The organism is Chryseobacterium sp. JV558 (genome assembly GCF_033712365.1).
Lineage (GTDB): Bacteria > Bacteroidota > Bacteroidia > Flavobacteriales > Weeksellaceae > Chryseobacterium.
Genome location: NZ_WJHU01000012.1, coordinates 1 through 23,051, shown reverse-complemented (window position 1 = coordinate 23,051; position 23,051 = coordinate 1). Strand labels below are relative to the sequence as shown.

Sequence of the window (23,051 nt, the reverse complement as noted above, 5' to 3'; positions counted from 1 at the left end):
AAATTTAATATGAATAAGAAACTTATCATTGGCTTACCCGCTATATTGATGGTACTTTTGATAAGCTGTGAAAAAAAATACCAAAGTCCGGGGCAGTACGAAAATGATCTTTTTGCAGACGAGCGCCAGGAAGGGAAAGCATACATCATGAATAAAGATGAATGTTTTGATGGCAGTGAACTGGTCATTGCAAGCGCAGACGTAAAGTTGGCAGACAGCTCAAAAGGCCGTGGAAAATCATTCTTCCTCTACAAAGTAAGATCAGGAAAAGTATTGAAAACAGTAAGAGATTCTACCGTAGAAATGCCAATGCTATTTTTATCCCAATATAAATTAAAGATAAAAAATACTGATTCCATGTATGTCTACCTGAAAAACCTGGAAGGATACCGTTTTTTAAAGAAGGACAGAAACCTTAATTATCAGTGGCTAAAAGCTGCTCCCGTTTATTCTGTGAAAGCTGATAAATAAATTTTATCTTTGCCAATTGAAAATACTTCATAAACGATGTTCATGAGTATCTCATAAAAAACAAAACAAAAATTTTTGAAGAAGGATAGCAGAAATTCAGATTTTCTACACATTGGCAGCAAAATCCTGGGATGGTACAGTAATAATGCAAGAGATCTGCCTTTCAGACAGACAAAAGATCCGTACAAAATCTGGATCTGTGAAATTGTATTTCAGCAGACAAGGATCAATCAGGGGTTGAATCATTACAATAATTTCATTAAAAGATTCCCTGATGTAAAAACGTTGGCAGAAGCTGAAGAAAATGAAGTTTTATTATATTGGAAAGGATTAGGCTACTATTCCAGAGCCATCAATATCCATAAAGCTGCCCAGCAGATCATGAATGATTATCAGGGTGTCTTTCCTGAACCATACGAAGAAATTTTAAAACTTAAAGGAGTCGGGAAATATACAGCAGCAGCGGTTTCAAGTATATGTTTCGGTGGTAGAATGCCTGCTGTTGATGGTAATTTCTACCGCGTTCTGAGCCGTCTTTTTGCTGATGACTTTGATATTTCCAATTCAAGAGCCTTTGCCTATTTTTCTGAGCTGGCCACTTTGGTGATGCCGGAAAATGTAGGTGATTTTAATCAGGCGATGATGGATATAGGTTCAGAGATCTGTAAACCCAAAAATCCACTTTGCGGAGAATGCCCTGTTAATGAAGACTGCCTGGCATTTTCTATGTATAAAATTTCAGATTATCCCGTAAAAACGAAAAAGGTAAAAGCAGAAGATCTGGCGTTAACCTATTATTTTGTTCACAGAAACAACCAGTTTCTGATTCGTCAGAGAAAAGATGATTTTATATGGAAGAAGTTATTTGAGTTTCCTACAGCCATTTCCTCTGATATGGAAACCTTTATTACAGGTTCAAAAACGATTGCCCATAAACTGACTCATAAGAATTTAAGCATTGAAATATTGAATGTTGAAGTCACTTCAGAAAAGATATGGAATGATTTTATCGCTGAAAATCAATACCTGATAACAGATGTTGAAGGCTCTCACGAAAAATCGTTTCCAAAGCCTTTGGAAAATTACATTCAAAACTGTCTGAAAGACTGAAATTTGTCTTCCGAAATCTGAAATCTAATTTGTACTTTTGCAAAATGATTAAAAAAGTCATTTTTATTTTTGTATCACTGCTTTTAATTTCATGTGGAAAAGATCCTTCCCCAAAACCTTATGGAGAACTGCGTCTTGAATACCCTGCACCGAAATACCAAAAGTTTGAAAACGATTGTGCCTATACCTTTGAGTACTCGGATTTTGCTTCTATTGCACCCGCTAAAAAACCGTGCTGGTTCTATGTGAATTATCCTAAAATGAAGGCAAAGCTTTTCGTTACCTATTACCCGATACAGAATGACTTTGCAGAACACATCAAGGAAGCTGAAAAAATGGTATACGAACATACCATCAAAGCCAGTTCTATAGATACGAAATCTTTCGAATATCCTGAAAAGAAAGTATACGGGAACTTCTATGAACTGAAAGGACAGAGTGCTTCCAATCTTCAGTTTTACATTACAGACAGTACGAAACACTTCGTTACTGCTTACCTATACTTTAATACGAGACCGAAACCGGACTCTCTTGCGCCTGCAGTGAACTATATCAAAAATGATATGAAGCACATGCTGGACACTTTTGAATGGAAAAAATAATTACTTTTAATATACATTGAAAAATATATGAAACTTTTAGTTGTAGGAAGTGTTGCATTTGATGCAATTGAAACACCATTTGGTAAAACGGACAAAATTTTAGGAGGTGCAGCCACTTATATCGGGATCACTTCATCAATTTTAGGCGTTAAATCCGGAATTGTTTCTGTAGTAGGAGGAGACTTTCCACAAGAACATCTTGATATGTTCACAGACAGAGATGTAAACATCGAAGGAATTGAAATCGTAAAAGAAGGAAAAACATTCTTCTGGTCTGGAAAATACCACAATGATTTGAATACAAGAGATACTTTGGTTACAGAAGTAAATGTGCTGGAGAATTTTGATCCGAAAATCCCGGATTCAATGCAGGATGCCGAAATTTTGTTACTTGGAAACCTACACCCTGGAGTTCAGTTATCTGTACTTGAAAAAATGAACAACCGTCCGAAATTGGTTATCCTTGATACCATGAACTTCTGGATGGATTCTGCATGGGATATATTAATGGATATGATTGCAAAAACAGACGTAATTACCATCAATGATGAAGAAGCAAGACAGCTTTCAGGAGAATATTCTTTAGTAAAAGCAGCTAAAAAGATTCATACAATGGGACCTGAGTATGTGATCATCAAAAAAGGGGAGCACGGAGCTTTACTTTTCCATGACAATAAGGTATTTGCTATTCCTGCACTTCCGTTAGAAGATGTTTTCGATCCTACAGGAGCTGGAGATACATTTGCTGGAGGATTTGCTGCTTATCTTGCTAAAAAAGAGAAAATAGATTTCGAAACAATGAAATCGGCTCTTATCGTAGGATCTGCTATGGCTTCATTCACAGTAGAGAAGTTCGGAACAGAAAGAATAGAGGAGGTAAGCGAAGCAGATATGTTCAGTAGATTGAGACAATTCAAAGAATTAACGACTTTTGATGTTGAACTGCAGTAAATAAGTCTTTTTAAGAAATATTTATAATAAAAAATTGAGTGAAATTCGTTAAGAATTCTAAATTTGCAACTTGTTAAAATAGTAAAATGACAAATAAACTAAAAATCACTTTTCTTCTTGGGATTTTCATCATGATATTCTCTTCAAATATGATGAATGCCCAGCTTAAACAAGGAGATTTGGTGGATGGTATTTCAGCTGTTATCGGGAATGAGATTGTGTTGGAATCTGATGTACTCGAGCAGATGAATTATGGAAAACAACAGGGAGCTGCCAATACAGACAAATGTGAGTTCCTGGAAAACCTTATCAGCAACAAGCTTCTTGTATATGAAGCAAAAAAAGATACCCTAATTGAAAATCGTTCTGCAGCAATTAAAGAACAGGCTAATGCAAAATATCGTCAGATGCTTTCTCAATTTCCGGATGAAAAAACAATGCTTGCTGCCTACAAATTCAGAAATGCTTATGAGCTGAAAAATGCTATTGAAAAAATAGATACAGACCAGTATTACGGACAGGCAAAATACCAGAGAATAACTGAGAAGGCCGATGTAACTCCAAATGAGGTAACTGACTTTTATAATATGTATAAAACACAGCTGCCACAAGTAAAAGATGAGGTTACTTTAGCTCAGATTATGATCTATCCAACATTAACGGAAGCACACAAGCAAGACCTTATCAACAGATTGAAGAAGATCAAGAAGGATATTCTTGGTGGCGAGACTTTTGAGAGCCAGGCTAGAATTTATTCTGAAGATGAAGGATCAGCTGCTAACGGAGGATTGTACAAAAATATCAATAAAGGACAGATGGTGAAGCCATTCGAAGCTGCAGCATTGAACCTTCAGGAAAATGACATTTCAGATCCTATTGAATCTGAATTCGGTTTCCACATTATCCAGTTATTGAAAAGATCAGGTAAAGTATATGACGCAAGACATATCTTGTTAAAAGCAGTACCTACAGATGATGAGCTTAAAACAGCAAAAGCAAAACTAGACAGTATCAGAGGTCTTATCGCGGGTGGTAAAATGACATTTAAAGATGCTGCTTTTAAATTCTCAGATGATAAAAGAACAAAATTCAACGCAGGGGTAATTCCTGGAGCAGATGGTTCTGATAAAATTGAAAGAGAAAGTATTCCGGGAACAATCAGCTACGAATTGGCAGGATTGAATAAAGGAGACATTACTACCGCTTTTGAAGATGAAGAAAACAAGAGAAAGCAAATCAAAATCATTAAAATTGAAGATGTGATTCCTTCTCACCAGATTACCCTGGAAACAGACTTTAGCAGAATCAAACAGATGGCGCTGAATAAAAAGAAAAGTGAAATGATTGAAAAGTTTGTTAACTCTAAGTTACCTACAACTTTTATCTCCATTGACGGACGTTACAACAGTTGTAGCTTTAAGTCTAACTGGAAGAAACAATCCATGGCGAAATAAAATGAAAACCTTCAGAAGTTCTGAAGGTTTTTTTTTGTAGAAAAAGTAGAATATAAAATCCTCTATTTCGTTGTTAAATTTAAATGTTCTATTTCTATAAATTGAAACGGTCTATTCAATATCTTTACAAAAACGGATGATATGGATTATGCTTTTTATCTTAATAAGTTTCATCTTGCTGTAGCAAAAGTATCCAAAGAAAAATTTGAAATCGAAGGATTGGAATTCTCTGTTGATATTGTTCTGGAATCCGCAGCCCTTAAAATCTATAAACCTGAATGGTCAGGAAATCCACAGTCTCCATTGGATGCTGCAGGTAGAATTTTTTTTTCAATCTGGATAACTGATGAAACGATTCAGGAAGGTAGAATGTATTATAATATCCATGCTTTAAAGCTGAGAACGCTGAAAAGCTATATGATATCCAGTAGGAATTTTGCGCAGGATTTCCGGAATGAGTTTTTGAAATCTCAGGAAGATTGGCCTAATGTAAGTGTGAAATATGGTCCATTAACCTTAATGCAGGGCTGGGTTAATCTTAAAACAGAAGATATACAGGAAAATGTATACGAACTGGTTCAAAATTTTTTCAAAATAAGTTTTATTATAGATTCAGTTTTAGAAAAATATAAAAAAGATCGTATTTAGCTGCTTTTCTGTAATTTTTTTGATAAATAGAAACGCTTGGCAACCGTTGTTTTTAGTATTTTTACACATGAGCAATTTTATAGATTTCAACTCTGCAAAAAAACTTCATGATATGGAGGCTAGCCAAAACAAAATTTCACACCTTTTTACTATTAAATATCCCATTATCCAGGCAGGTATGATCTGGCACTCAGGATGGAGACTGGCTTCTGCGGTTTCCAATTGTGGTGGATTGGGCTTAATTGGAGCGGGAAGTATGTATCCTGACATTCTAAGAGAAAATATCCAGAAATGCAAGCAGGCTACAGATAAACCTTTCGGGGTAAATGTACCGATGTTGTATCCTAACATTGAAGAGATTATTCAGATCATTCTCGAAGAAGGAGTTAAAATTGTATTTACATCAGCCGGTAATCCGAAAACTTATACAGAAACCCTTCAGAAAGAAGGAATAAAAGTAGCCCACGTAGTTTCCTCTACAAAATTTGCTGTAAAATGCGAAGATGCAGGAGTAGATGCTATTGTTGCAGAAGGTTTCGAAGCCGGAGGCCACAACGGAAGGGATGAAACAACAACGTTCTGCCTTATTCCGAATGTGAAAAAGCATATTTCTAAGCCGTTAATTGCTGCAGGGGGAATTGCTTTAGGTTCGCAGATCAAAGCGGCAATGATTCTCGGGGCAGATGGTGTGCAGATCGGCTCCCGTTTTGCTGCCACTACAGAAGCTAGTGCCCACGAAAACTGGAAAAAGAAAATTACAGAACTGCAGGAAGGAGATACCCATCTTACACTGAAAGAACTGGCACCTGTGAGAATGGTTAAAAATAAATTTTTCAGTGAACTGGAAGATATCTATAAGATTGGGAGAGATAAAGATGCTTTGGTTGCTTCATTGGGAAGAGCCAGAGCAAAACGAGGAATGTTTGAAGGAGATATGGAAGATGGTGAGCTGGAAATAGGCCAGGTTTCTGCCCTGATTGATGAAGTTCTTCCGGTGGAAACTGTTTTCAATCATCTGTTAAAAGAATTTGAAGAAACAATAACACCTACATTATAAAAAAAAGGAACTCAGACCTGGGTTCCTTTTTCTATTAAAAATGAAGCTCCGTAGACTGCTTGATATGGCTCATAACAAATGAACTTTTAATCTTACTGATATGAGGAATAACGGAAAGTTTAGTCGCTATAAACTCACTGAAAGCTTCCGGGCTCTGTACTACAACTTTCAAAATATAATCAAAAATACCGCCTGTAACATAAGCTTCTACAACTTCGTCCAGCGTTGCTATTCTTTTTGAAAACTCCTCTACATATTCAATCTGCTGGCTGTTGAGAGATACGGTAATAATGACCGTGAAATTCAGGCCGACCTTTTTAGGATCAATCAAAGCTACATAATTGGTAATATAACCTTCGCTTTCCAGCTTTTTTATCTTATCATAAATAGAAGTTCGGGACATATTCAGCCTTTCGGTAAGGTCGGTAATGTCAAATCTGGAGCTCTTCTGAAGAATCCTTAATAATTCCAATTCTTGTTTTCCTAATGTGTCCATCCGGATTTTTTCCAATAAAGATATAAAAATTGATTGCTTTTTGACTGATGTTTTGTTTTAAATGGTATTTTGTGGATTTTTCACATATTTATTATTTGTATTTCGTACTTATTTTGCTATTTGGTATTTTTGTTCGGATTTAAATCAATAATATTTTGATATTGAACGATAAACTAATTAAGATGACAGAGAGTAAGATCATAAATGTGAAAGGGCAAAACCTTTATATAGAATATCATAATTCAAACGAAAAAAGGCCTACCATTGTTTTTCTGCATGATTCATTAGGTTCCGTGCAGCTTTGGAGAGATTTCCCAGCCAAACTATCCGAAATCACACAATGCAACACCCTGGCTTATGACCGTCTGGGCTATGGAAAATCAGATCCGATGCCGACCCATGAAAGACCGGTAAATTATATGGAGCTGGAAGCAGACATACTGAACGGTTTACTGGCTGAAATGAATATTCATAACGCTATTCTTTTCGGGCATAGTGATGGAGGAACAATAGCTTTAATTGCCGCTGCAAAATATCCCGAAAGAGTAAAATCCGTTATCTGTGAAGCAGGACATATCTTTGTGGAAGACGTTACTTTAAAAGGAGTATATGATGCCTGGGACGCTTATAAAACAACCAATCTTCCGGAACGCTTACAGAAATACCATGGTGATAAAGTAGAAACACTTTTCAGAGCATGGACAGAAACCTGGACAAGGGACGATTACAGAACCTGGAATATTGAACATCTTTTGAAGCATATCACTTGTCCGTTATTATTCATTCAGGGAGAAGCCGATGAATACGGAACATTGGATCAGGTAGAAAAAACAGTTACTCAGGTGAGTGGAAGTGCTGAGAAATATATCATTCCTAATATCGGGCATACACCCCATAAAGAAGCTCCCGATCTGGTACTGGAAAAAACTACAAGTTTTATTAATAAACATTTTTAATATAAAAAAACAAAAAAAGACACTTGTTAAAAAGTGTCTTTTTCGATTACAATAACCGAAGTTCAGCCGCAATATTTTCCTTTGCCTGAACCTCATATTTTTTCTTAAAATACTCTGTTTTAAAGATGCTTTCGAGTTCCAGGAAATGTTTGAGTACTTTTTTTCGTCCGGGTTTATAAAGGAAATCAGGATAAATAGAATATTCTTTTCTTATATTTTGGGTATATTCCAAATAGGTTTTAAAATCTTTCCCCAACACAGAAAGATCAGCATCTAAAAGATAATTGGTATCCTCATGACCAGACTTCTGGTGCGATTTTGTAGCAAGAATCTGCTCTGAAATTATTGAAATAGTATTCTTATCTAAATGAAGTTCGGCAAGCCTTTTTTCTGCTTTAGCCGCACTTTTCTCTTCGTTAATTTTGGAAGTTGCATCGTAGATAACATCATGGTAAAATACTGAAAAAGAAATAGCCGTAAAATCTGAGATATTACTTTTCACCGCTTCAAGTTCACTGAACATGTTTTCAAGATGAAGAAGATTATGATAATGTCTTCCTTTTTCAGAATATTTCGTTTCAATCTCCTTCCAAAGAATATTTATCAACTGTTGATCGTTTGTGAACGAAGAACAAAGCTGGTCAAATTGATTTTTCAGATTCATAGAAATAAGGGATAAAAAAAAGGAACTTTTAAAAAGTTCCCTGATTTGCTTCCAGAACAGCCTTCAGCTCAGCCCAGCCTCCGCCGTTAAAACCGTCCTTTAATCCTTGATTATTAAGATAATCCAATGCCTTTCCGCTTCTGTTTCCACTTCTGCAGAATAAGATTACCGGCTTTTCAATAGATAGAATCTCATCCTGTCTATCTTCTACCTCACCTAAAGGAATATTCTTAGCACCATCTATATTGCCGTCCATTTCAAGCTCCATTGGCTCACGAACGTCGATTAATTCATAGTTTCCGGATTGTATTACTTCTATTAAAGACATAGTTGTAGAGTTTAAATATTAAATTAGAAACGAAATTACGCAATTTTTTTTTGAAAAAAATCCTAATGAAAACATAATTTTTCAGAAAAGAAACCAGCTGTGGTATGAACTTCAGTAGAAATCAAAAGATTGATAAAATAATCTTAATTTTGCAGAGTGAAATTATGAATGCAGGCGCTGAAAAATATTCTCAACTTATAAAGTCCAAGGCAAAAAGTTTTGGATTCCAGAGTTGTGGCATTTCCAAAGCTGATTTTCTGGAAGAAGATGCGCCTCACCTTGAAAAATGGCTGAAGAACAACTATAACGGTGAAATGAAGTACATGGAAAATCATTTCGATAAAAGACTTGATCCCCGGCTTTTGGTGGAGGGTTCCAAATCTGTCATTTCACTTTCTTACAATTACTTTCCTGAAGAAAAAATTTCAATATTAGAAAATTATAAGATCTCAAAATATGCGTATGCAGAAGATTATCATGAAGTAATCAAAGAGATTCTCCGGGAGATGGTTGCAGAGCTGCAGGAGGAAATAGGGGAGTTCGGATTCCGCGTTTTTGTAGATTCTGCACCCATTATGGAAAGAAGCTGGGCTAGAAAATCAGGAATTGGCTGGGTAGGAAAAAATGCAAACCTCATTACCAAACAAAACGGCTCTTTTTACTTTCTTGCCGAAATTATCTGCGATCTGGAACTGATTGCTGATCATGCAACCACAGACCATTGCGGAAGCTGCAGGAAATGTATTGATGCCTGTCCCACAGATGCTATTGTTTCTGAGAAAATCATTGACGGAAGCCGTTGTATTTCTTATGCAACCATAGAACTTAAAAATGAAATTCCGGATCATTTTAAAGATAAAATGGAAGACTGGATGTTTGGCTGTGATATCTGTCAGGATGTCTGCCCCTGGAACCGTTTCTCAGCACCCAACAAACAAAGCCGTTTCAAACCCAATGAAGCCCTGAAAAACTTCAAAAAAGGAGAATGGAAAGAAATTACCCAGGAAATTTTCTCAGAAATCTTTAGAAAGTCCCCGGTGAAAAGGACCAAATTTGCAGGACTGAAGAGAAATATTGAGTTTTTACAGAAACCTTCTGACTGATTTTTTCCTGAACTTTTGGTGACAATCTCTCCTTTGGAATTTTTTGTAGTTCCAAACCAGAGCTGATAATCGACCATTCCTTAAATTTTTGGCTTTAAGGAGGTAAAGATTTATACCAATAAGTTGCTTGAAAAACCTTTCCTATAAAGAAAAATTGATTTTCAGGAGATCAGAATCTCACCGAAAATCAACGTTTTTTTTGTACTCTTTTAGGAGCAGTTTTTACTCTTACTTTAAACCTTTTTTGGGATTTGATAGTTTTACGCATATTTGTGAATATTTCGTAACTAAATATAGCTAATTTTTCGATTAAAACAAATACTTTTACTAAAAATTAAAGATTAAATTTTATTTAAAAACATGACTGTGAAAACGATAATAATGTATCTCCTGAAAGTGATAGGAATTATTTTGGGAATTGTGGTGATTTATGTAATTCTTGGATTGCTGATTCCCTATATTCCGGTTTCGGCTAAAGATGATGGCCAGAAGAAAGAAATCCCAATTTATATCTATACCAACGGAGTGCATACAGATATAGTAATGCCAGTGAAGAATGATCTCCAGGACTGGAGCATGAAAATTCCTTTCGCCAATACAAAATCAAAAAAAACAGATTATCAGTATATCGGAATTGGCTGGGGTGACAAAGGATTCTATCTGGATACTCCTACGTGGGCTGACCTTAAGTTTTCAACCGCTGTAAAAGCTGCATTCTGGTTAAGTGATTCTGCCATGCATTGTACGTATTATAATACTATGAAAGAAGGAGAAGACTGTAAAATGATCATGATCAGCAGAAGCCAGTATGAGAATCTTGTAAAATTTGTAGAAGATAAATTTGACAGAGATCAGAACGGTAATTTCATGCTGATTCCTACCAATGCCGTATATAGTGATAATGATGCCTTTTATGATGCAAAAGGTACCTACAGCTTTCTTTATACATGCAATACATGGTCTAATAATGCTTTAAAGGCTGCAGGTCAGAAAGCGGCACTTTGGACTCCGTCAGATTTCGGAATTTTTCAGCACTATAAATAATTCATGAAGAGGATTTATCTGTTTTTTATCACTCTTTGGCTCTGTTCATGTTCTCAGGAGAAAAAAGGCAGTATGATAAATACTGCTGAAATACCTGCTGTGGCTGAAAAGAAACCTGCTGCTGACTTTTCCAGAATAAAAATAAAAGCAGAAGAAGCGTTGACATTCTGTAACTCGAAGAACCTTAACAATGATTTCTGTATCCTTATTGATATGAGTCTTCATTCTGGGGTAAACCGCTTTTTTGTCTGGGATTTTAAAAATAATAAGATCTCAAAAAAATACATGGTTGGTCATGGCTGTGGTTCCAATTCATGGAGCAAAGATAATTCTAAAGCGAATCCGGGATTCAGTAATGAAGACGGAAGTCATCTTTCCTCTTTAGGGAAATATAAGCTTGAAGGAAGGGGTTACAGCGACTGGGGAATCAATATAAAATACCTGATGCACGGCCTTGAAGAAACAAACAGCAATGCTTTAAAAAGATTTATTGTCTTTCATTCCTGGGATAAGATGAGTGATAACGAAGTTTTTCCAAACGGATCTCCTGAAGGATGGGGTTGCCCTACCGTTTCCAACAATGCGATGAAGGAAATTGATCCGATGATTCAGGATTCAAAGAAACCCGTTCTGATGTGGATATATAATTAAATCTTTGTTATACATTTGTTTCACAACAATCATGTAAATTGATTCCGCCTTATGAAACATACGCTTTTCCGCGAACAACAGCTCAATTGTGATATAGAAACTGCCTGGAAATTTTTCTCTTCAGCCAATAACCTTTCAGAGATTACCCCAAAAGACATGGGCTTTATTGTATTGACAGAAATGGCAGATGATGAAATCTATGAAGGAATGCTCATCGACTATTATGTTTCCCCATTATTCGGTATTAAAATGAAATGGCAGACAGAAATTACCCACGTTGATTTTCAAAAAAGCTTTATCGATTTCCAGAAAAAAGGACCATACAAATTATGGAATCATCATCATGAATTTATTTCCAATGAAGAAGGCGTTCTGATGAGAGATACTATAGATTATGAACTTCCGATGGGTTTTTTAGGAGAAATTGCTCATCGTATTTTCGTCAAAAAGAAACTGGAACATATCTTTGATTACCGTTTCAGAGTACTCAGCAGATTGTTTTAGTTATTCAATAGCAACGAGATTGTCTCAAAAGTCAGATAATTTGGTTTTTGTCATTGACTTCGGATCTTCGATTTCTGACGAAGGAAGAATCTTATTGATAATAAAATACCTGAGATTCTTCACTACATTTCATTTCGTTCAGAATGACACTTTTGAGAGAGCTTAGTTTAAAAACAATAATCAAATTCAATTGGCTTTTTCCGAAACCTTTAATAATTTTATATAGATTTCTAAGGAATGACTGAGGCCATGGATAAACATAACGGTTTGATTGCCATTTCGTAGAAATCTAAATTCTAATTATTGAAATTATCCATTCATTGTTTAAGTTTTTTTAACAGTTCAATGACCGGATTTCCCAGTAGAAATCCCTATTTTTGCAGGAATATCGTTTTTACTAAAAAACTAATGTGTTCTGGTTGACATGGCAGGTCTGAGGTCATTTTTCTTATTTTATATCATACTGGTTTTTACCCTTTTCAATTCGAATTGGGCAGAAAAATCATTGCAGAATGTTCCTCACGTTCCCCATGTAACCAATATTCATCTTCTGGATGTTTATGAAGAGGCAGATATGAATACGCATGCATTGCCTGCTGCTGCCAAAATTGTAAAACATTCTATCAAGAAAAATGATCCCGCAATTGCAGATTTTTCAGGAATTTTAAAAGTGATTCCAAAAATCACCCTTCCGGAGATTGCTGTATCTACTATTTGTGGAGTTAAATCCTTTCTCCATCTTCTTCAGTTGTACTAGGTTTAAGTTATTCAAAATCAGATTACTTTAACGAAATTTTATAACTTAAACATTTAAAAATGTATTTTAAAACTGTAATAATTTGCCTTCTGGCAACATTATTCGCTGTGTCATGCAGTAAAGACAAGGAGAAAAATAATAACAAAGATAAAGACGTTCCCGTGCTGGAAATCAAAGAAAAAGATACATTGGTGAGCAACCAGTTTGTCACTGATATCCAGGCTAAAAAGAATGTTGAAATGCGTTCCAGAATTGGAGGCATTATACAGCATATTTATGTAAACGAGGGACAATTTGTACATCAGGGGCAGGCTTTATTTAAAATCAATGATGCCGAGCTGCAGATGGAACTTCTGAAAGCCAATGCGACCTTAAAGCAGACTGAAGCCGATGTCCGTATTGCAGAAGTGGAGCTGAAGCAGATTCAGAGTCTTCATGCTAAAAAATTTGTTGCCAATAACGAACTGGAGATGGTGAAGGCAAAGCTGTCTTCCGCCAAAGCAAAACATGCTTTCGCTGATGCAGAAAAGAAAACGGTTCTTCAGAAGATCAGCTTTACAAGAATCACTGCGCCTTTTGACGGGGTAATTGACGTTATTCCCCATAAAGACGGAAGTTTGGTAGAAAATGGTACATTGCTGACTACGCTGTCTCAGCTGAATGAAGTATACGCGTATTTCTCAATTCCCGAAAACCTATATTTTGAGCTTTTAGCCAATGATAAGATCGGAAGCCATCAAAAAATAGAACTGACACTGCCTAACGGGGTTAATTACCAGTTTAACGGAGCTTTAAAAACAGCTGAAGGGGAAATCGACAGAGCCACAGGTTCCATCCGTTATAAAGTACTGTTCCCGAATCCGGATCATCTGATCAAACATGGTACTTCCGGAAAACTTATCATTTCCGAACATCAGGCTGATGCGATCCTTATTCCACAAAAATCCACCTTCTCCATTCAGGATAAGACCTATGTTTTTGTAGTGGATAAAAAGAATAAAGTGAATATGACCAGTATTAAGATCGGAGCTACATTAAGAGATTCTTATATGGTAGAAAGCGGTCTTAAAAAAGGAGATTTAATCATTTATGAAGGAACTCAGTCTTTGAAAGACGGTGACATCATCAAAATCAAAAAGAAGTATTAACCTTTCATAATCTTTAAATCAATTTACTATGGTAGAAATGTTTATAAGACGGAAGGTTCTTTCGTTGGTTATTTCCATATTATTTGTCCTGCTGGGAATAATGGCTTTATTAAAGATGCCGATTACCCAGTTTCCGGATATTGTACCACCTTCAGTCACCGTTACAGCAAAATATACAGGAGCGAATGCCGAAGTGTCTGCCAATGCAGTAGCTCTACCTCTGGAAAGGGCAATCAATGGAGTGCCGGGAATGACGTATATGTCTACGGTTACCTCCAATGACGGTCTTACCCTTATTCAGGTTTTCTTTGAAGTGGGAACAGATCCTGATGTAGCAGCGGTAAACGTTCAGAACAGAGTGACAACTATTCTTGATGAACTTCCTGAAGAGGTGATCAGAGCCGGAGTTACCACTGAAAAAGAGGTGAACAGTATGCTGATGTACCTTAACATCACCAGCACAGATCCGAGCCAGGATGAGCAGTTCATTTATAACTTTACGGATATTAACGTTCTTCAGGAACTGAAACGTATTGACGGAGTAGGCCGTGCCGAGATTATGGGACAGAAAGAATACTCAATGAGAGTATGGCTGGATCCACAGAAAATGGCGGCTTACAATATCTCTGCAGATGAAGTGATTACTTCACTACAAAAACAGAATATTTCTGCAGCACCTGGAAAAGTAGGAGAAACATCTGGTAAAACTTCCAGTCAGCTTCAGTATGTAATCAAATATAAAGGAAAGTTTTTTGAGCCTAAACAATATGAAGAAATTCCCATCAGATCTGATGTGGACGGAACCATTTTAAAGCTTAAGGATATCGCTAAAGTTGAATTCGGAGCAATGAATTACGGAATGGTTTCCAAAACAGACGGAAGGCCCTCTGCATCCATTATGATGAAACAGCGTCCCGGTTCCAACGCTTCCGAAGTTATTGAAAGCGTAAAGGCAAAAATGGAAGAATTAAAAGTAACATCCTTCCCACCCGGAATGGAGTACAATATGGCTTATGATGTTTCCCGATTTCTGGATGCGTCCATCAGTGCGGTATTGACAACTCTTATCGAAGCCTTTATCCTGGTAGGAATTGTAGTATTTATCTTCCTTCAGGACTGGCGTTCCACATTGATTCCAGTGCTGGCAGTTCCGGTAGCACTTGTAGGAACCTTTGCCTTCATGAATATGATGGATTTCTCGGTCAACCTTTTGACTCTTTTTGCCTTGGTTCTTGCCATCGGAATTGTGGTAGATAACGCCATTATCGTCGTTGAAGCTGTCCATGTTAAGATGGAAGAAGGCATGAATGCCATGGATGCCACCATCAGTGCTACTAAAGAAATTGCAGGAGCGGTAGTGGCTATAACCATTGTAATGTCAGCCGTATTTATTCCGGTGGCTTTCCTTGATGGTCCTGTGGGAGTATTTTACCGTCAGTTTTCACTGACACTGGCAATCAGTATTGTGATTTCCGGAGTGAATGCATTGACGCTAACTCCAGCACTTTGTGCTATTATTTTAAAGCCTCACAATCATAATAAAAAGAAAACTATCATCTATAGGGCTTTCCAGAGTTTCAATACAGGTTTTGAAAGACTTACCAATGGTTATGTAGGTATTTTATCAAAGTTTGCGACAAGAACTACAGTTACTTTTGGGCTGTTGTTTCTATTTGTTGGATTGACTTTTGTGACCAGCAAATTCCTGCCAACCGGGTTTATTCCCATGGAAGATCAGGGAATGGTGTATGTGAGTGTGACTACTCCACAGGGAGCAACGGTAGAAAGAACTGAAAAAGTACTGGATGAAGTGACCGTTATTGCCAAAAAGATAAATGGAGTAGAAAACGTGACCACTCTTGCTGGCTACAGTATTGTAACGGAAATTGCAGGTTCATCATACGGGATGGCGATGATCAATCTTAAAGACTGGAAACAAAGAAATATTTCAGTAAATGATCTGATTGCAGAGCTGTCTGATAAAACAAAAAGTATAGCTGATGCCCAGATTGAGATCTTTGCACCGCCCACAGTTCCCGGATTCGGTAATACCAGTGGTTTTGAACTGCGTTTGCTGGACAGAACCGGAGGAACTATTGAAAATACAGATAAAATTACTAAGGATTTTGTTAAAAAACTGAATGAAGCTCCTGAATTACAGAACAGTTTTACCAGTTTTGATGCTACTTTCCCGCAATATATGATCAATGTGGATTATGATATGGCGGCGAAGAAAGGAATTTCAGTAGATAACGCGATGTCAACATTACAGACGATGCTGGGATCTTATTACGCTACGAATTTTATCCGTTTCAGCCAGATGTACAAAGTGATGGTACAGGCAAGTCCGGAGCACAGAGATACCCCTGAAAGCATTCTGAATTTATATTTAAAGAATGATAAGGGTGAAATGGTTCCGTTCTCTACCTTTATCACTATTGAAAAAGTGTACGGACCAGAAGTATTGACGAGGTACAATATGTACATGTCTGCGATGATCAATGGAGAACCTGCAGATGGTTATAGCTCCGGAGATGCCATTGCTGCGGTAGAACGTGTTGCTAAAGAAACACTGCCTAGAGGATTTGATGTTGAGTGGTCAGGAATGACACGAGAAGAAATCTTATCAGGAAACCAGACGGTTTATATTTTCGCGATCTGTCTTTTATTCGTCTACCTTTTACTGGCTGCACAGTATGAAAGTTTCCTTCTTCCGATGCCGGTATTATTAAGCTTACCAACGGGAATCTTCGGTTCATATATCGCATTGGTACTTGCGGGATTGGATAACAATATTTACGCGCAGGTGGCATTGGTCATGCTGATTGGGCTTCTGGCTAAGAATGCCATTCTGATTGTAGAATTTGCAGTCGCAAGAAATAAACAGGGGTATGATATCATCCCGGCAGCAATTGAAGGAGCCAGACAGCGTCTGAGACCTATTCTAATGACCTCTTTTGCATTTGTGGCAGGACTTATTCCATTATGTATTGCATCCGGAGCAGGAGCAATAGGTAACCGTTCCATTGGCACAGCTGCAGCTGGAGGAATGCTGATAGGAACCATCTTTGGATTGGTGGTGATTCCGGGACTCTATATATTCTTTGCAAAACTTGAAAATAAGAAGAAAGATGAAAAGATTAAATCATAGAAATATAATATACGGAATTGCATCCCTGAGTCTGGTTTCATGTGCTGTTCCCAAAGTAACCGAGTTGAAAAAAGCTCAGGAATTACCAAATGAACTGATCAAAACAGATCAAAATAAAAGTTCAGATGAATTTCAGCAGCTCAACCTGAAGGCCTACTTTACAGATCCGCAGCTACTGGAACTTTTTGATAAAGTAGTGCACGCGAATCCGGATTTCCAGATTGCCCAGCAAAGAGTGGAAATTGCCAATAGTTTCCTTCAAAGATCAAAGATGGATTTACTGCCTTCCCTTGAAGTGGGAGTGCAGGCTTCCGGTGACCGGTACGGAAAATATACGATGGAAGGCGTTGGAAACTATGATACCAATCTTTCTCCCAATATTACGGAAGATCAGAAAATCAACCGAAATTTCACTCCTAATTACTGGGTAGGAGCTAGAAGCAGCTGGGAAATTGATGCGTGGGGCAAGCTGAAAAACAAAAAGATTGCTGCCCAAAAGAAATATCTGGCTTCCACAGAGGGTTTGAGGTTGCTTCAGGTAGAGCTTTTTACAGATATTGCCAATCTGTATTATCAGCTGGTGACTTTGGATAACCGTCTTGCCATTTATCAGAAGAATTATAACCTTCAGCAGAGGGCATTTGAGATTGTTCTGGCGCAGCGTGAAGTAGGAAAAGCTACAGAACTAGCTGTGCAGCAATTCAAAGCACAGAATAACAACTGGCTGGCGGAGATCGAACATATAAGAGTAGAGATCGTTACGGTAGAACAGGCGATCACTACGTTGACGGGAAGTTACGGCGGAGATGTAAAACGTGGGAAAATATTGATGCCTACCAATATGGAGGTATTAAATAAAACCATTAATGTAGAAGGTGTCATTCATTCCAGACCGGATGTAGCGGCGAACTATTATGTTTTAGAAGCTTCCCAGGCTGATGCGAAGGCTGCAAGAGCTGCTTTTTACCCTAAGATTGATCTTGGTGCCGGTTTCGGACTGAATTCTTTTTCTGTAGAGACTTTCTTTAAGCCAAGTTCTCTGGCCGGGCAGCTATTGGGTGGACTGATGGTTCCTGTTTTTAATAAAGGACAATTGAAGTATGAATTCAAAGTAGCAAGCAAAGAGCAGGAAATTGCTTTTTTAAACTATCAGAAAAGCATTACGACTGCTTTTAACGAGCTTCAGTCGATCCTGAAACAGACTAAGATCTATGAACGTGTTTTGAAACTGAAATCAGAAGAAGTAGGTTTTCTTGACCGTGGTGTAGAGGTTTCCAACGATCTCTATCTAACGGGATATGCCAATTATTTTGAACTGATCAATTCTCAGAAGAGCAAACTGACCGCTGAACTGGATTTATTACAGTTCCAGCACCAGAATACCAGAAATAACGTCTTGCTGTTTAAAGCATTGGGCGGGAAACTGGATTGATTTTTACTTTTTTTTTACGATGAAGGAAGCTGTCTTTTAGGCAGCTTCTTTTATTTTTTAATTATGCTCTACGGATTCCCGTAATCATCATTGAAATAATTTCAGGATATTTATCTAAGTAAAACAATAACCATGAAAATTTGAAGAAGATCTCAAAAGAGTATTTAAAATCAATAGAGGAAGAGGAATTCTGGATTATCCGAAATATGGATTCAGAATAGAATTAAGATGTTGCTTTATTGAGTGTTATAATCCTGGATTGACAGATTGTTGCTCATGTGTTTGCATCAGAATCTAACTTTTAATAAGTTGAGATATTTTTTTATATGATTAAAAAAAGAGACTGTCCAAATGGGCAGTCTCTTTCTGTATTGTTTAAAACATATCTGCCGTAAAGCAGGATTGTTTTATGCGTAAGTATTATTTAACAATCTGAATTTCAACAGCGGAGAATCCTTTAGGAGACTTCTCTTTTTCGAAAGATACTTTGTTTCCTTTTTTTACCGGTTCTACACAGTTGTTGTTGTGGAAGAAGATATTTTCTTTAGAATTGTCTTCAGTGATGAAACCATATCCTTTTTCACTCAGGAAAGTAACAATTCCTGTTTTTCTTGGATCTTCCTCAATAATAGGAGCTGCACCCAGTTGAATATCATCAAGGTTTACTTCCTGTCTTTGTTCAGGTGGAGTAGAAGTTAATCTTCCGAATTCGTCCACATACATATAGACGTCCTCCGCTCCTTTGTTGTTGTTCGTTTTACGTTCTTCGCGTCTTAGCGCCTTTTCTTTTTGCTTTTGAATTTTTTTCTTGAAATTTTCCTTTTTAGAAAAAGAATCTGCCATAAATTATTTTTAGTATTTAGTTTCTATAAATTAATTGGTTCAATCTGGTCTGTTTTAGACCCCTATAAAGCCTGGTTGTGTTTTCTGTCTTGGATCACTCCAATCATACAGAGCTTTAAAATTCCGACAAGTATTGTTCTTAGTAGAAAAATAAAAGTTTAAAATATGGCTGCTCAAAAAGCAAAGACTGAATAAAAAATATTCGGGTCGTTACAGAAAACAAAGTATAGACTTGGTTATTTAATGTACAAATATACAACAATAAAATGAATAATCAGGTTTTAAATGATTGATTATCAGAAATGGTTTTACAGCAGATCTGGCGGAATCCCTTTATAGTCTGAGTGTAAGACGATAATAAGAGCTTGAACATAGACATAAAAAAATCCTCAGAACACTGAGGATTATAAAAAAAATATATTATAAAAATGAAGTGGTGTATAATATGGCTGGAAGAGCATCAAATGTTATGCCTAAAATTGAAGCGTATTAGTGAATTATATGGCTTTGTTTAATAGAAGAGGAGCGTTTCAGATCATATCTGGCTGGAAAATAGCATTCTATTAAAAAATATTGTTTATATAAAAAAAATATTAATGTTTTTTTGCTTCAGTTTAAAATTAAATTTCAAAAAAAACTGATAGTCATTTGAATTTTAATACAATTCCCGAAAACTTCACCATGTTAAGGATGTTTTTATTATCCATCTTTGCCTCATTAACATTTAAAAATAAAAAACAATGTCAACACAAAATGTAAAAGGAAAAGTTGTTTTAATTGCTGGAGGCGGTAAAAACCTGGGAGGACTTTTAAGTAGAGATTTTGCAGCGAAAGGAGCAAAACTGGCAATACATTATAACAGTGAAAGCTCAAGAACAGATAGTGAAAAAACACTTGCTGAGGTACAGGCATTAGGGGCAGAAGCATTTTTGTTTCAGGGAGATCTTACCAAAGTAGAGAATCTTACAAAGTTCTTTGATGAGGCAATTTCCCGTTTCGGAGGGATTGATATTGCAATCAATACGGTGGGAATGGTACTGAAAAAACCATTTTCAGAGACTACGGAAGCAGAATACGATACTATGTTCAATGTCAATTCAAAATCTGCTTACTTCTTTTTGCAGGAAGCGGGTAAAAAACTGAATGATAACGGGAAAATCTGTACCATTGTTACTTCCTTGCTGGCGGCTTACACAGGACTGTATTCTACGTATGCAGGAGCAAAAGCACCGGTAGAGCATTTTACAAGAGCTGCTTCTAAAGAATTCGGAGCAAGAGGAATTTCAGTAACTGCTGTAGCACCTGGCCCAATGGACACTCCTTTCTTCTATGGACAGGAAACAGATGATGCCGTTGCTTATCATAAATCAGCTTCAGCACTGGGTGGACTTACCAATATTAAAGATATAGCTCCACTGGTAGAATTTCTGGTAACAGAAGGCTGGTGGATTACCGGGCAGACTATTTTTGCTAACGGAGGATATACAACAAGATAATTCGTTGGACAATCCATTAAAAAAGAAACTCACTGAAAACAGCTTTCAGTGAGTTTTTTATTTTATAAGAAATAAGGAAATTAAGTGGTTTTCACCTTCACTTTTTCCAATATACTTTTGATGATAAAGAATAGACCGAGAAGAACAAAAGGAATACTCAATAATTGTCCCATATTCAGGCTCATTCCGTGTTCAAATTCTACCTGATCTACCTTGATGAACTCAATCAGAATTCTCATGATGAAGATCAACAGAATACTGATTCCAAAATAAAATCCTTTTCCAATCTTAAATATGTTTTTCTTATAAATAAAATAAACAGAAAGGAAAATAACAAAATAAGAGATAGCCTCATAAAGCTGAGCAGGATGCCTCGGAAGATTATCTACCTGACGGAAAATAAAAGCCCATGGAACATCCGTAGGAACTCCAATAATTTCAGAATTCATAAGATTGGCGAGCCTGATGAAAGTGCCACCCAATGGAAGTACAATCGCTATGGCATCTAAAACGGTCATGAACGGGATAGAAAATTTTCTCGCATATATAAGAAGCATGATCACCAATCCGATACCACCACCATGACTGGCAAGTCCTGCAAATCCTGTAAAATGGTAACTTCCGTCCACTCCCTTTTGAATCGGTAACAAGATTTCAAGAGGATGCTGGGAATAATAATCAAAATCATAAAAAAGACAGTGTCCAAGTCTGGCTCCTACTAAAATTCCTATCAATGCATAGGAAAATAAAGCTTCATGAGCCTGTGAACTAAGGCCTTCTTTTTTATAAATACGTTTTAAAATATTTAAACATAAAACAAGTCCTGTAAGAAATAGCAGTCCGTAATATTTTAAAGGAAATCCTAAGATATTGACGATTTCGGGATTAACGTCCCAGTTGATATATAATAAATTCATTCCTGCAAAGATAAGAAAATAGGAATTTCCGGACCGAATGGAAATATTTCTGTGTTTTTTAATTTGATTTTCAGGAGAGTACAGTTGGGTTTTTTGTGTGTGATAGAATTTTATTTCTGAGCTGAATAGGTCTTTATACGGGATAAAAATGAACATAATTTAAAATGATTCTTGATGAAACATTTGGTAACTTTAGCCTACCACCAAAACAAAAGCTATGCATCATCAGTTGGAGAAACATTATGTAAACAGGGTAGGCTGGCTCCGGGCAGCTGTATTGGGAGCGAATGACGGGTTATTATCCACTACAAGTGTTGTTATCGGGGTTGCTGCTGCAGAACCGGATCGTCATATCATTATTCTTGCAGCACTTGCAGGGATGATTGCCGGAGCAATGTCTATGGCAGCAGGGGAATATGTTTCCGTAAGTTCACAGGAAGATACGGAGAAAGCAGATTTACTTCGTGAAAAACGTGAGCTTGAAGAAATGCCGGAAATAGAACTTAGAGAACTTGCCAAAGTATATGAGAAACGAGGCTGTACCAAAGAAACAGCGATGCAGGTAGCTATGGAACTTACAGAACACGATGCCCTTGGGGCACATGCCCGTGATGAATTAGGAATTAATGAAATAACACAGGCGAAACCTTTGCAGGCAGCAATGGCTTCTTTCGGGTCATTTGCAGTAGGTGCTTTATTGCCGTTTAGTGTTTCTCTTTTGGCACCTCTTAAACAAATGGTGTATTTCCAATACGGATTTTCAATTATATTTTTAATGTTTTTAGGAGCAGTCTCTGCCAGAGCCGGAGGTTCCAGTATTAAAGTAGCCGTCTTGAGGATCTGTTTCTGGGGAACTGTTGCAATGGGAATTACAGCATTCGTAGGTCATATTTTCGGAGTCAATGTAGCGTAAAGGCTGTACTACTTCTGTCTGAGCTGGAAGTGAAAAGAGATGAAAAATTATTTACATCTTATATGTCTTAAAAAGTGTATTTTACATCGCAAATTTAAATAAATGAAGAATATTTTTATTTTGTTTTTTGTGATTGCGATTCAGACTACAGTTCATGCTCAAAAAGATCGTTATCCTTATTTTATGAAGACCTGGAATTTCATAAAATATTACCATCCTGATGTTGCCAATGGTAAAAAAGATGCCGACAGTCTGTTTTTGGAGACTATTGGAAAAGTGAATGAACAATCAGATGAAAATGCAGTCATTACCCTTTTATCAAAAAATCTGAACAATAAATTCTCCGGTGCTCCGG

General features: G+C 36.8%; 24 protein-coding genes. 19 read left to right on the top strand and 5 right to left on the bottom strand.

Annotated elements, in window-relative coordinates; genetic code table 11:
- Positions 1-9 precede the first annotated feature (9 nt).
- The 7 genes from GFU89_RS22645 to GFU89_RS22615 all read left to right on the top strand — a co-directional run bounded on the left by GFU89_RS22645 (position 10) and on the right by GFU89_RS22615 (position 6,293).
- Complete coding sequence (locus GFU89_RS22645; protein ID WP_318849283.1) at positions 10-471, top strand: hypothetical protein; 462 nt, start codon at positions 10-12, stop codon at positions 469-471.
- Between the two features lie 75 nt (positions 472-546).
- A complete protein-coding gene (locus GFU89_RS22640; protein ID WP_318849282.1) occupies positions 547-1,581 on the top strand; it encodes an A/G-specific adenine glycosylase in 1,035 nt (344 codons plus the stop codon).
- Positions 1,582-1,625: 44 nt separating this feature from the next.
- Entirely contained in the window at positions 1,626-2,183 is a 558-nt protein-coding gene (gene gldD / locus GFU89_RS22635) for a gliding motility lipoprotein GldD (RefSeq protein WP_318849281.1), read from the top strand.
- A gap of 27 nt (positions 2,184-2,210) precedes the next feature.
- On the top strand, positions 2,211-3,134 hold the full coding sequence (locus GFU89_RS22630) for a PfkB family carbohydrate kinase (protein WP_318849280.1): 924 nt from the start codon (positions 2,211-2,213) through the stop codon (positions 3,132-3,134).
- Between the two features lie 86 nt (positions 3,135-3,220).
- On the top strand, positions 3,221-4,588 hold the full coding sequence (locus GFU89_RS22625; protein WP_318849279.1) for a peptidylprolyl isomerase: 1,368 nt from the start codon (positions 3,221-3,223) through the stop codon (positions 4,586-4,588).
- Positions 4,589-4,729: 141 nt separating this feature from the next.
- Positions 4,730-5,236: a hypothetical protein gene (locus tag GFU89_RS22620; protein ID WP_318849278.1), complete on the top strand. Its 507-nt coding sequence runs from the start codon at positions 4,730-4,732 to the stop codon at positions 5,234-5,236.
- Between the two features lie 67 nt (positions 5,237-5,303).
- Positions 5,304-6,293, top strand: a complete 990-nt coding sequence (locus GFU89_RS22615; protein WP_413228617.1) for an NAD(P)H-dependent flavin oxidoreductase — start codon at positions 5,304-5,306, stop codon at positions 6,291-6,293.
- Between the two features lie 34 nt (positions 6,294-6,327).
- On the opposite strand, the gene GFU89_RS22610 is transcribed toward GFU89_RS22615, so the two are convergent.
- The gene (locus GFU89_RS22610) at positions 6,328-6,789 is read right to left on the bottom strand and encodes an Lrp/AsnC family transcriptional regulator (RefSeq protein WP_318849277.1); all 462 of its coding nucleotides are present in this window, start codon (positions 6,787-6,789) and stop codon (positions 6,328-6,330) included.
- Between the two features lie 182 nt (positions 6,790-6,971).
- Between GFU89_RS22610 and GFU89_RS22605 the strand changes: the two genes are divergently transcribed.
- Positions 6,972-7,745 (top strand): alpha/beta hydrolase, encoded by a 774-nt coding sequence (locus tag GFU89_RS22605; RefSeq protein ID WP_318849276.1) that lies wholly within the window; start codon positions 6,972-6,974, stop codon positions 7,743-7,745.
- 46 nt (positions 7,746-7,791) lie between these two features.
- Here GFU89_RS22605 and GFU89_RS22600 read toward each other — a convergent pair whose 3' ends face one another.
- Positions 7,792-8,352 carry a hypothetical protein gene (locus GFU89_RS22600; RefSeq protein WP_318849275.1) on the bottom strand — a complete coding sequence of 187 codons (561 nt, stop codon included), beginning with the start codon at positions 8,350-8,352 and terminating at the stop codon, positions 7,792-7,794.
- A gap of 85 nt (positions 8,353-8,437) precedes the next feature.
- On the bottom strand, positions 8,438-8,737 hold the full coding sequence (locus tag GFU89_RS22595) for a rhodanese-like domain-containing protein (RefSeq protein ID WP_318849274.1): 300 nt from the start codon (positions 8,735-8,737) through the stop codon (positions 8,438-8,440).
- A 164-nt stretch (positions 8,738-8,901) separates the two neighbouring features.
- Here GFU89_RS22595 and queG point away from each other — a divergent pair, with 164 nt between their 5' ends.
- The 8 genes from queG (at position 8,902) to GFU89_RS22555 (ending at position 18,527) form a co-directional block, all read left to right on the top strand.
- Complete coding sequence (queG, locus tag GFU89_RS22590) at positions 8,902-9,840, top strand: tRNA epoxyqueuosine(34) reductase QueG (protein WP_318849328.1); 939 nt, start codon at positions 8,902-8,904, stop codon at positions 9,838-9,840.
- Positions 9,841-10,200: 360 nt separating this feature from the next.
- Complete coding sequence (locus GFU89_RS22585; RefSeq protein ID WP_318849273.1) at positions 10,201-10,884, top strand: TIGR02117 family protein; 684 nt, start codon at positions 10,201-10,203, stop codon at positions 10,882-10,884.
- A 72-nt stretch (positions 10,885-10,956) separates the two neighbouring features.
- The gene (locus tag GFU89_RS22580) at positions 10,957-11,535 is read left to right on the top strand and encodes a murein L,D-transpeptidase catalytic domain-containing protein (RefSeq protein WP_318849272.1); all 579 of its coding nucleotides are present in this window, start codon (positions 10,957-10,959) and stop codon (positions 11,533-11,535) included.
- Between the two features lie 51 nt (positions 11,536-11,586).
- Positions 11,587-12,039 (top strand): SRPBCC family protein, encoded by a 453-nt coding sequence (locus GFU89_RS22575; protein WP_318849271.1) that lies wholly within the window; start codon positions 11,587-11,589, stop codon positions 12,037-12,039.
- Positions 12,040-12,463: 424 nt separating this feature from the next.
- Positions 12,464-12,796, top strand: coding sequence for a hypothetical protein (locus GFU89_RS22570; protein WP_318849270.1), 333 nt, complete (start codon positions 12,464-12,466; stop codon positions 12,794-12,796).
- A gap of 59 nt (positions 12,797-12,855) precedes the next feature.
- On the top strand, positions 12,856-13,944 hold the full coding sequence (locus GFU89_RS22565; RefSeq protein ID WP_318849269.1) for an efflux RND transporter periplasmic adaptor subunit: 1,089 nt from the start codon (positions 12,856-12,858) through the stop codon (positions 13,942-13,944).
- A 28-nt stretch (positions 13,945-13,972) separates the two neighbouring features.
- Complete coding sequence (locus GFU89_RS22560) at positions 13,973-17,095, top strand: efflux RND transporter permease subunit (RefSeq protein WP_318849268.1); 3,123 nt, start codon at positions 13,973-13,975, stop codon at positions 17,093-17,095.
- On the top strand, positions 17,076-18,527 hold the full coding sequence (locus GFU89_RS22555) for a TolC family protein (protein ID WP_318849267.1): 1,452 nt from the start codon (positions 17,076-17,078) through the stop codon (positions 18,525-18,527). Before GFU89_RS22560 ends, GFU89_RS22555 begins: the two co-directional genes overlap by 20 nt.
- Positions 18,528-18,947: 420 nt before the next feature.
- Here GFU89_RS22555 and GFU89_RS22550 read toward each other — a convergent pair whose 3' ends face one another.
- Positions 18,948-19,370, bottom strand: a complete 423-nt coding sequence (locus GFU89_RS22550) for a cold shock domain-containing protein (protein ID WP_318849266.1) — start codon at positions 19,368-19,370, stop codon at positions 18,948-18,950.
- A 740-nt stretch (positions 19,371-20,110) separates the two neighbouring features.
- Here GFU89_RS22550 and GFU89_RS22545 point away from each other — a divergent pair.
- Positions 20,111-20,866, top strand: coding sequence for an SDR family oxidoreductase (locus GFU89_RS22545; protein ID WP_318849265.1), 756 nt, complete (start codon positions 20,111-20,113; stop codon positions 20,864-20,866).
- A gap of 80 nt (positions 20,867-20,946) precedes the next feature.
- On the opposite strand, the gene lgt is transcribed toward GFU89_RS22545, so the two are convergent.
- On the bottom strand, positions 20,947-21,783 hold the full coding sequence (gene lgt, locus GFU89_RS22540; protein ID WP_318849264.1) for a prolipoprotein diacylglyceryl transferase: 837 nt from the start codon (positions 21,781-21,783) through the stop codon (positions 20,947-20,949).
- 217 nt (positions 21,784-22,000) lie between these two features.
- On the opposite strand from lgt, the gene GFU89_RS22535 reads away from it, so the two are divergent.
- Both GFU89_RS22535 and GFU89_RS22530 read left to right on the top strand, forming a co-directional pair.
- Positions 22,001-22,696 (top strand): VIT family protein, encoded by a 696-nt coding sequence (locus GFU89_RS22535; RefSeq protein ID WP_318849263.1) that lies wholly within the window; start codon positions 22,001-22,003, stop codon positions 22,694-22,696.
- Positions 22,697-22,798: 102 nt separating this feature from the next.
- A partial coding sequence (locus tag GFU89_RS22530) for a hypothetical protein (RefSeq protein WP_318849262.1) occupies positions 22,799-23,051 on the top strand: 253 nt, incomplete at its 3' end.

Bases quoted from the DNA above. Each gene is read 5' to 3' on its own strand.
- GFU89_RS22595 (WP_318849274.1), bottom strand. From the start codon at position 8,737: ATGTCTTTAATAGAAGTAATACAATCCGGAAACTATGAATTAATCGAC.
- GFU89_RS22605 (WP_318849276.1), top strand. From the start codon at position 6,972: ATGACAGAGAGTAAGATCATAAATGTGAAAGGGCAAAACCTTTATATA.
- GFU89_RS22545 (WP_318849265.1), top strand. From the start codon at position 20,111: ATGTCAACACAAAATGTAAAAGGAAAAGTTGTTTTAATTGCTGGAGGC.
- GFU89_RS22580 (WP_318849272.1), top strand. From the start codon at position 10,957: ATGATAAATACTGCTGAAATACCTGCTGTGGCTGAAAAGAAACCTGCT.
- GFU89_RS22575 (WP_318849271.1), top strand. From the start codon at position 11,587: ATGAAACATACGCTTTTCCGCGAACAACAGCTCAATTGTGATATAGAA.
- GFU89_RS22630 (WP_318849280.1), top strand. From the start codon at position 2,211: ATGAAACTTTTAGTTGTAGGAAGTGTTGCATTTGATGCAATTGAAACA.
- GFU89_RS22550 (WP_318849266.1), bottom strand. From the start codon at position 19,370: ATGGCAGATTCTTTTTCTAAAAAGGAAAATTTCAAGAAAAAAATTCAA.
- GFU89_RS22555 (WP_318849267.1), top strand. From the start codon at position 17,076: ATGAAAAGATTAAATCATAGAAATATAATATACGGAATTGCATCCCTG.
- GFU89_RS22565 (WP_318849269.1), top strand. From the start codon at position 12,856: ATGTATTTTAAAACTGTAATAATTTGCCTTCTGGCAACATTATTCGCT.
- GFU89_RS22615 (WP_413228617.1), top strand. From the start codon at position 5,304: ATGAGCAATTTTATAGATTTCAACTCTGCAAAAAAACTTCATGATATG.
- GFU89_RS22625 (WP_318849279.1), top strand. From the start codon at position 3,221: ATGACAAATAAACTAAAAATCACTTTTCTTCTTGGGATTTTCATCATG.
- lgt (WP_318849264.1), bottom strand. From the start codon at position 21,783: ATGAATTTATTATATATCAACTGGGACGTTAATCCCGAAATCGTCAAT.
- GFU89_RS22645 (WP_318849283.1), top strand. From the start codon at position 10: ATGAATAAGAAACTTATCATTGGCTTACCCGCTATATTGATGGTACTT.
- GFU89_RS22560 (WP_318849268.1), top strand. From the start codon at position 13,973: ATGGTAGAAATGTTTATAAGACGGAAGGTTCTTTCGTTGGTTATTTCC.
- gldD (WP_318849281.1), top strand. From the start codon at position 1,626: ATGATTAAAAAAGTCATTTTTATTTTTGTATCACTGCTTTTAATTTCA.
- GFU89_RS22570 (WP_318849270.1), top strand. From the start codon at position 12,464: ATGGCAGGTCTGAGGTCATTTTTCTTATTTTATATCATACTGGTTTTT.
- GFU89_RS22620 (WP_318849278.1), top strand. From the start codon at position 4,730: ATGGATTATGCTTTTTATCTTAATAAGTTTCATCTTGCTGTAGCAAAA.
- queG (WP_318849328.1), top strand. From the start codon at position 8,902: ATGAATGCAGGCGCTGAAAAATATTCTCAACTTATAAAGTCCAAGGCA.
- GFU89_RS22535 (WP_318849263.1), top strand. From the start codon at position 22,001: ATGCATCATCAGTTGGAGAAACATTATGTAAACAGGGTAGGCTGGCTC.
- GFU89_RS22585 (WP_318849273.1), top strand. From the start codon at position 10,201: ATGACTGTGAAAACGATAATAATGTATCTCCTGAAAGTGATAGGAATT.
- GFU89_RS22610 (WP_318849277.1), bottom strand. From the start codon at position 6,789: ATGGACACATTAGGAAAACAAGAATTGGAATTATTAAGGATTCTTCAG.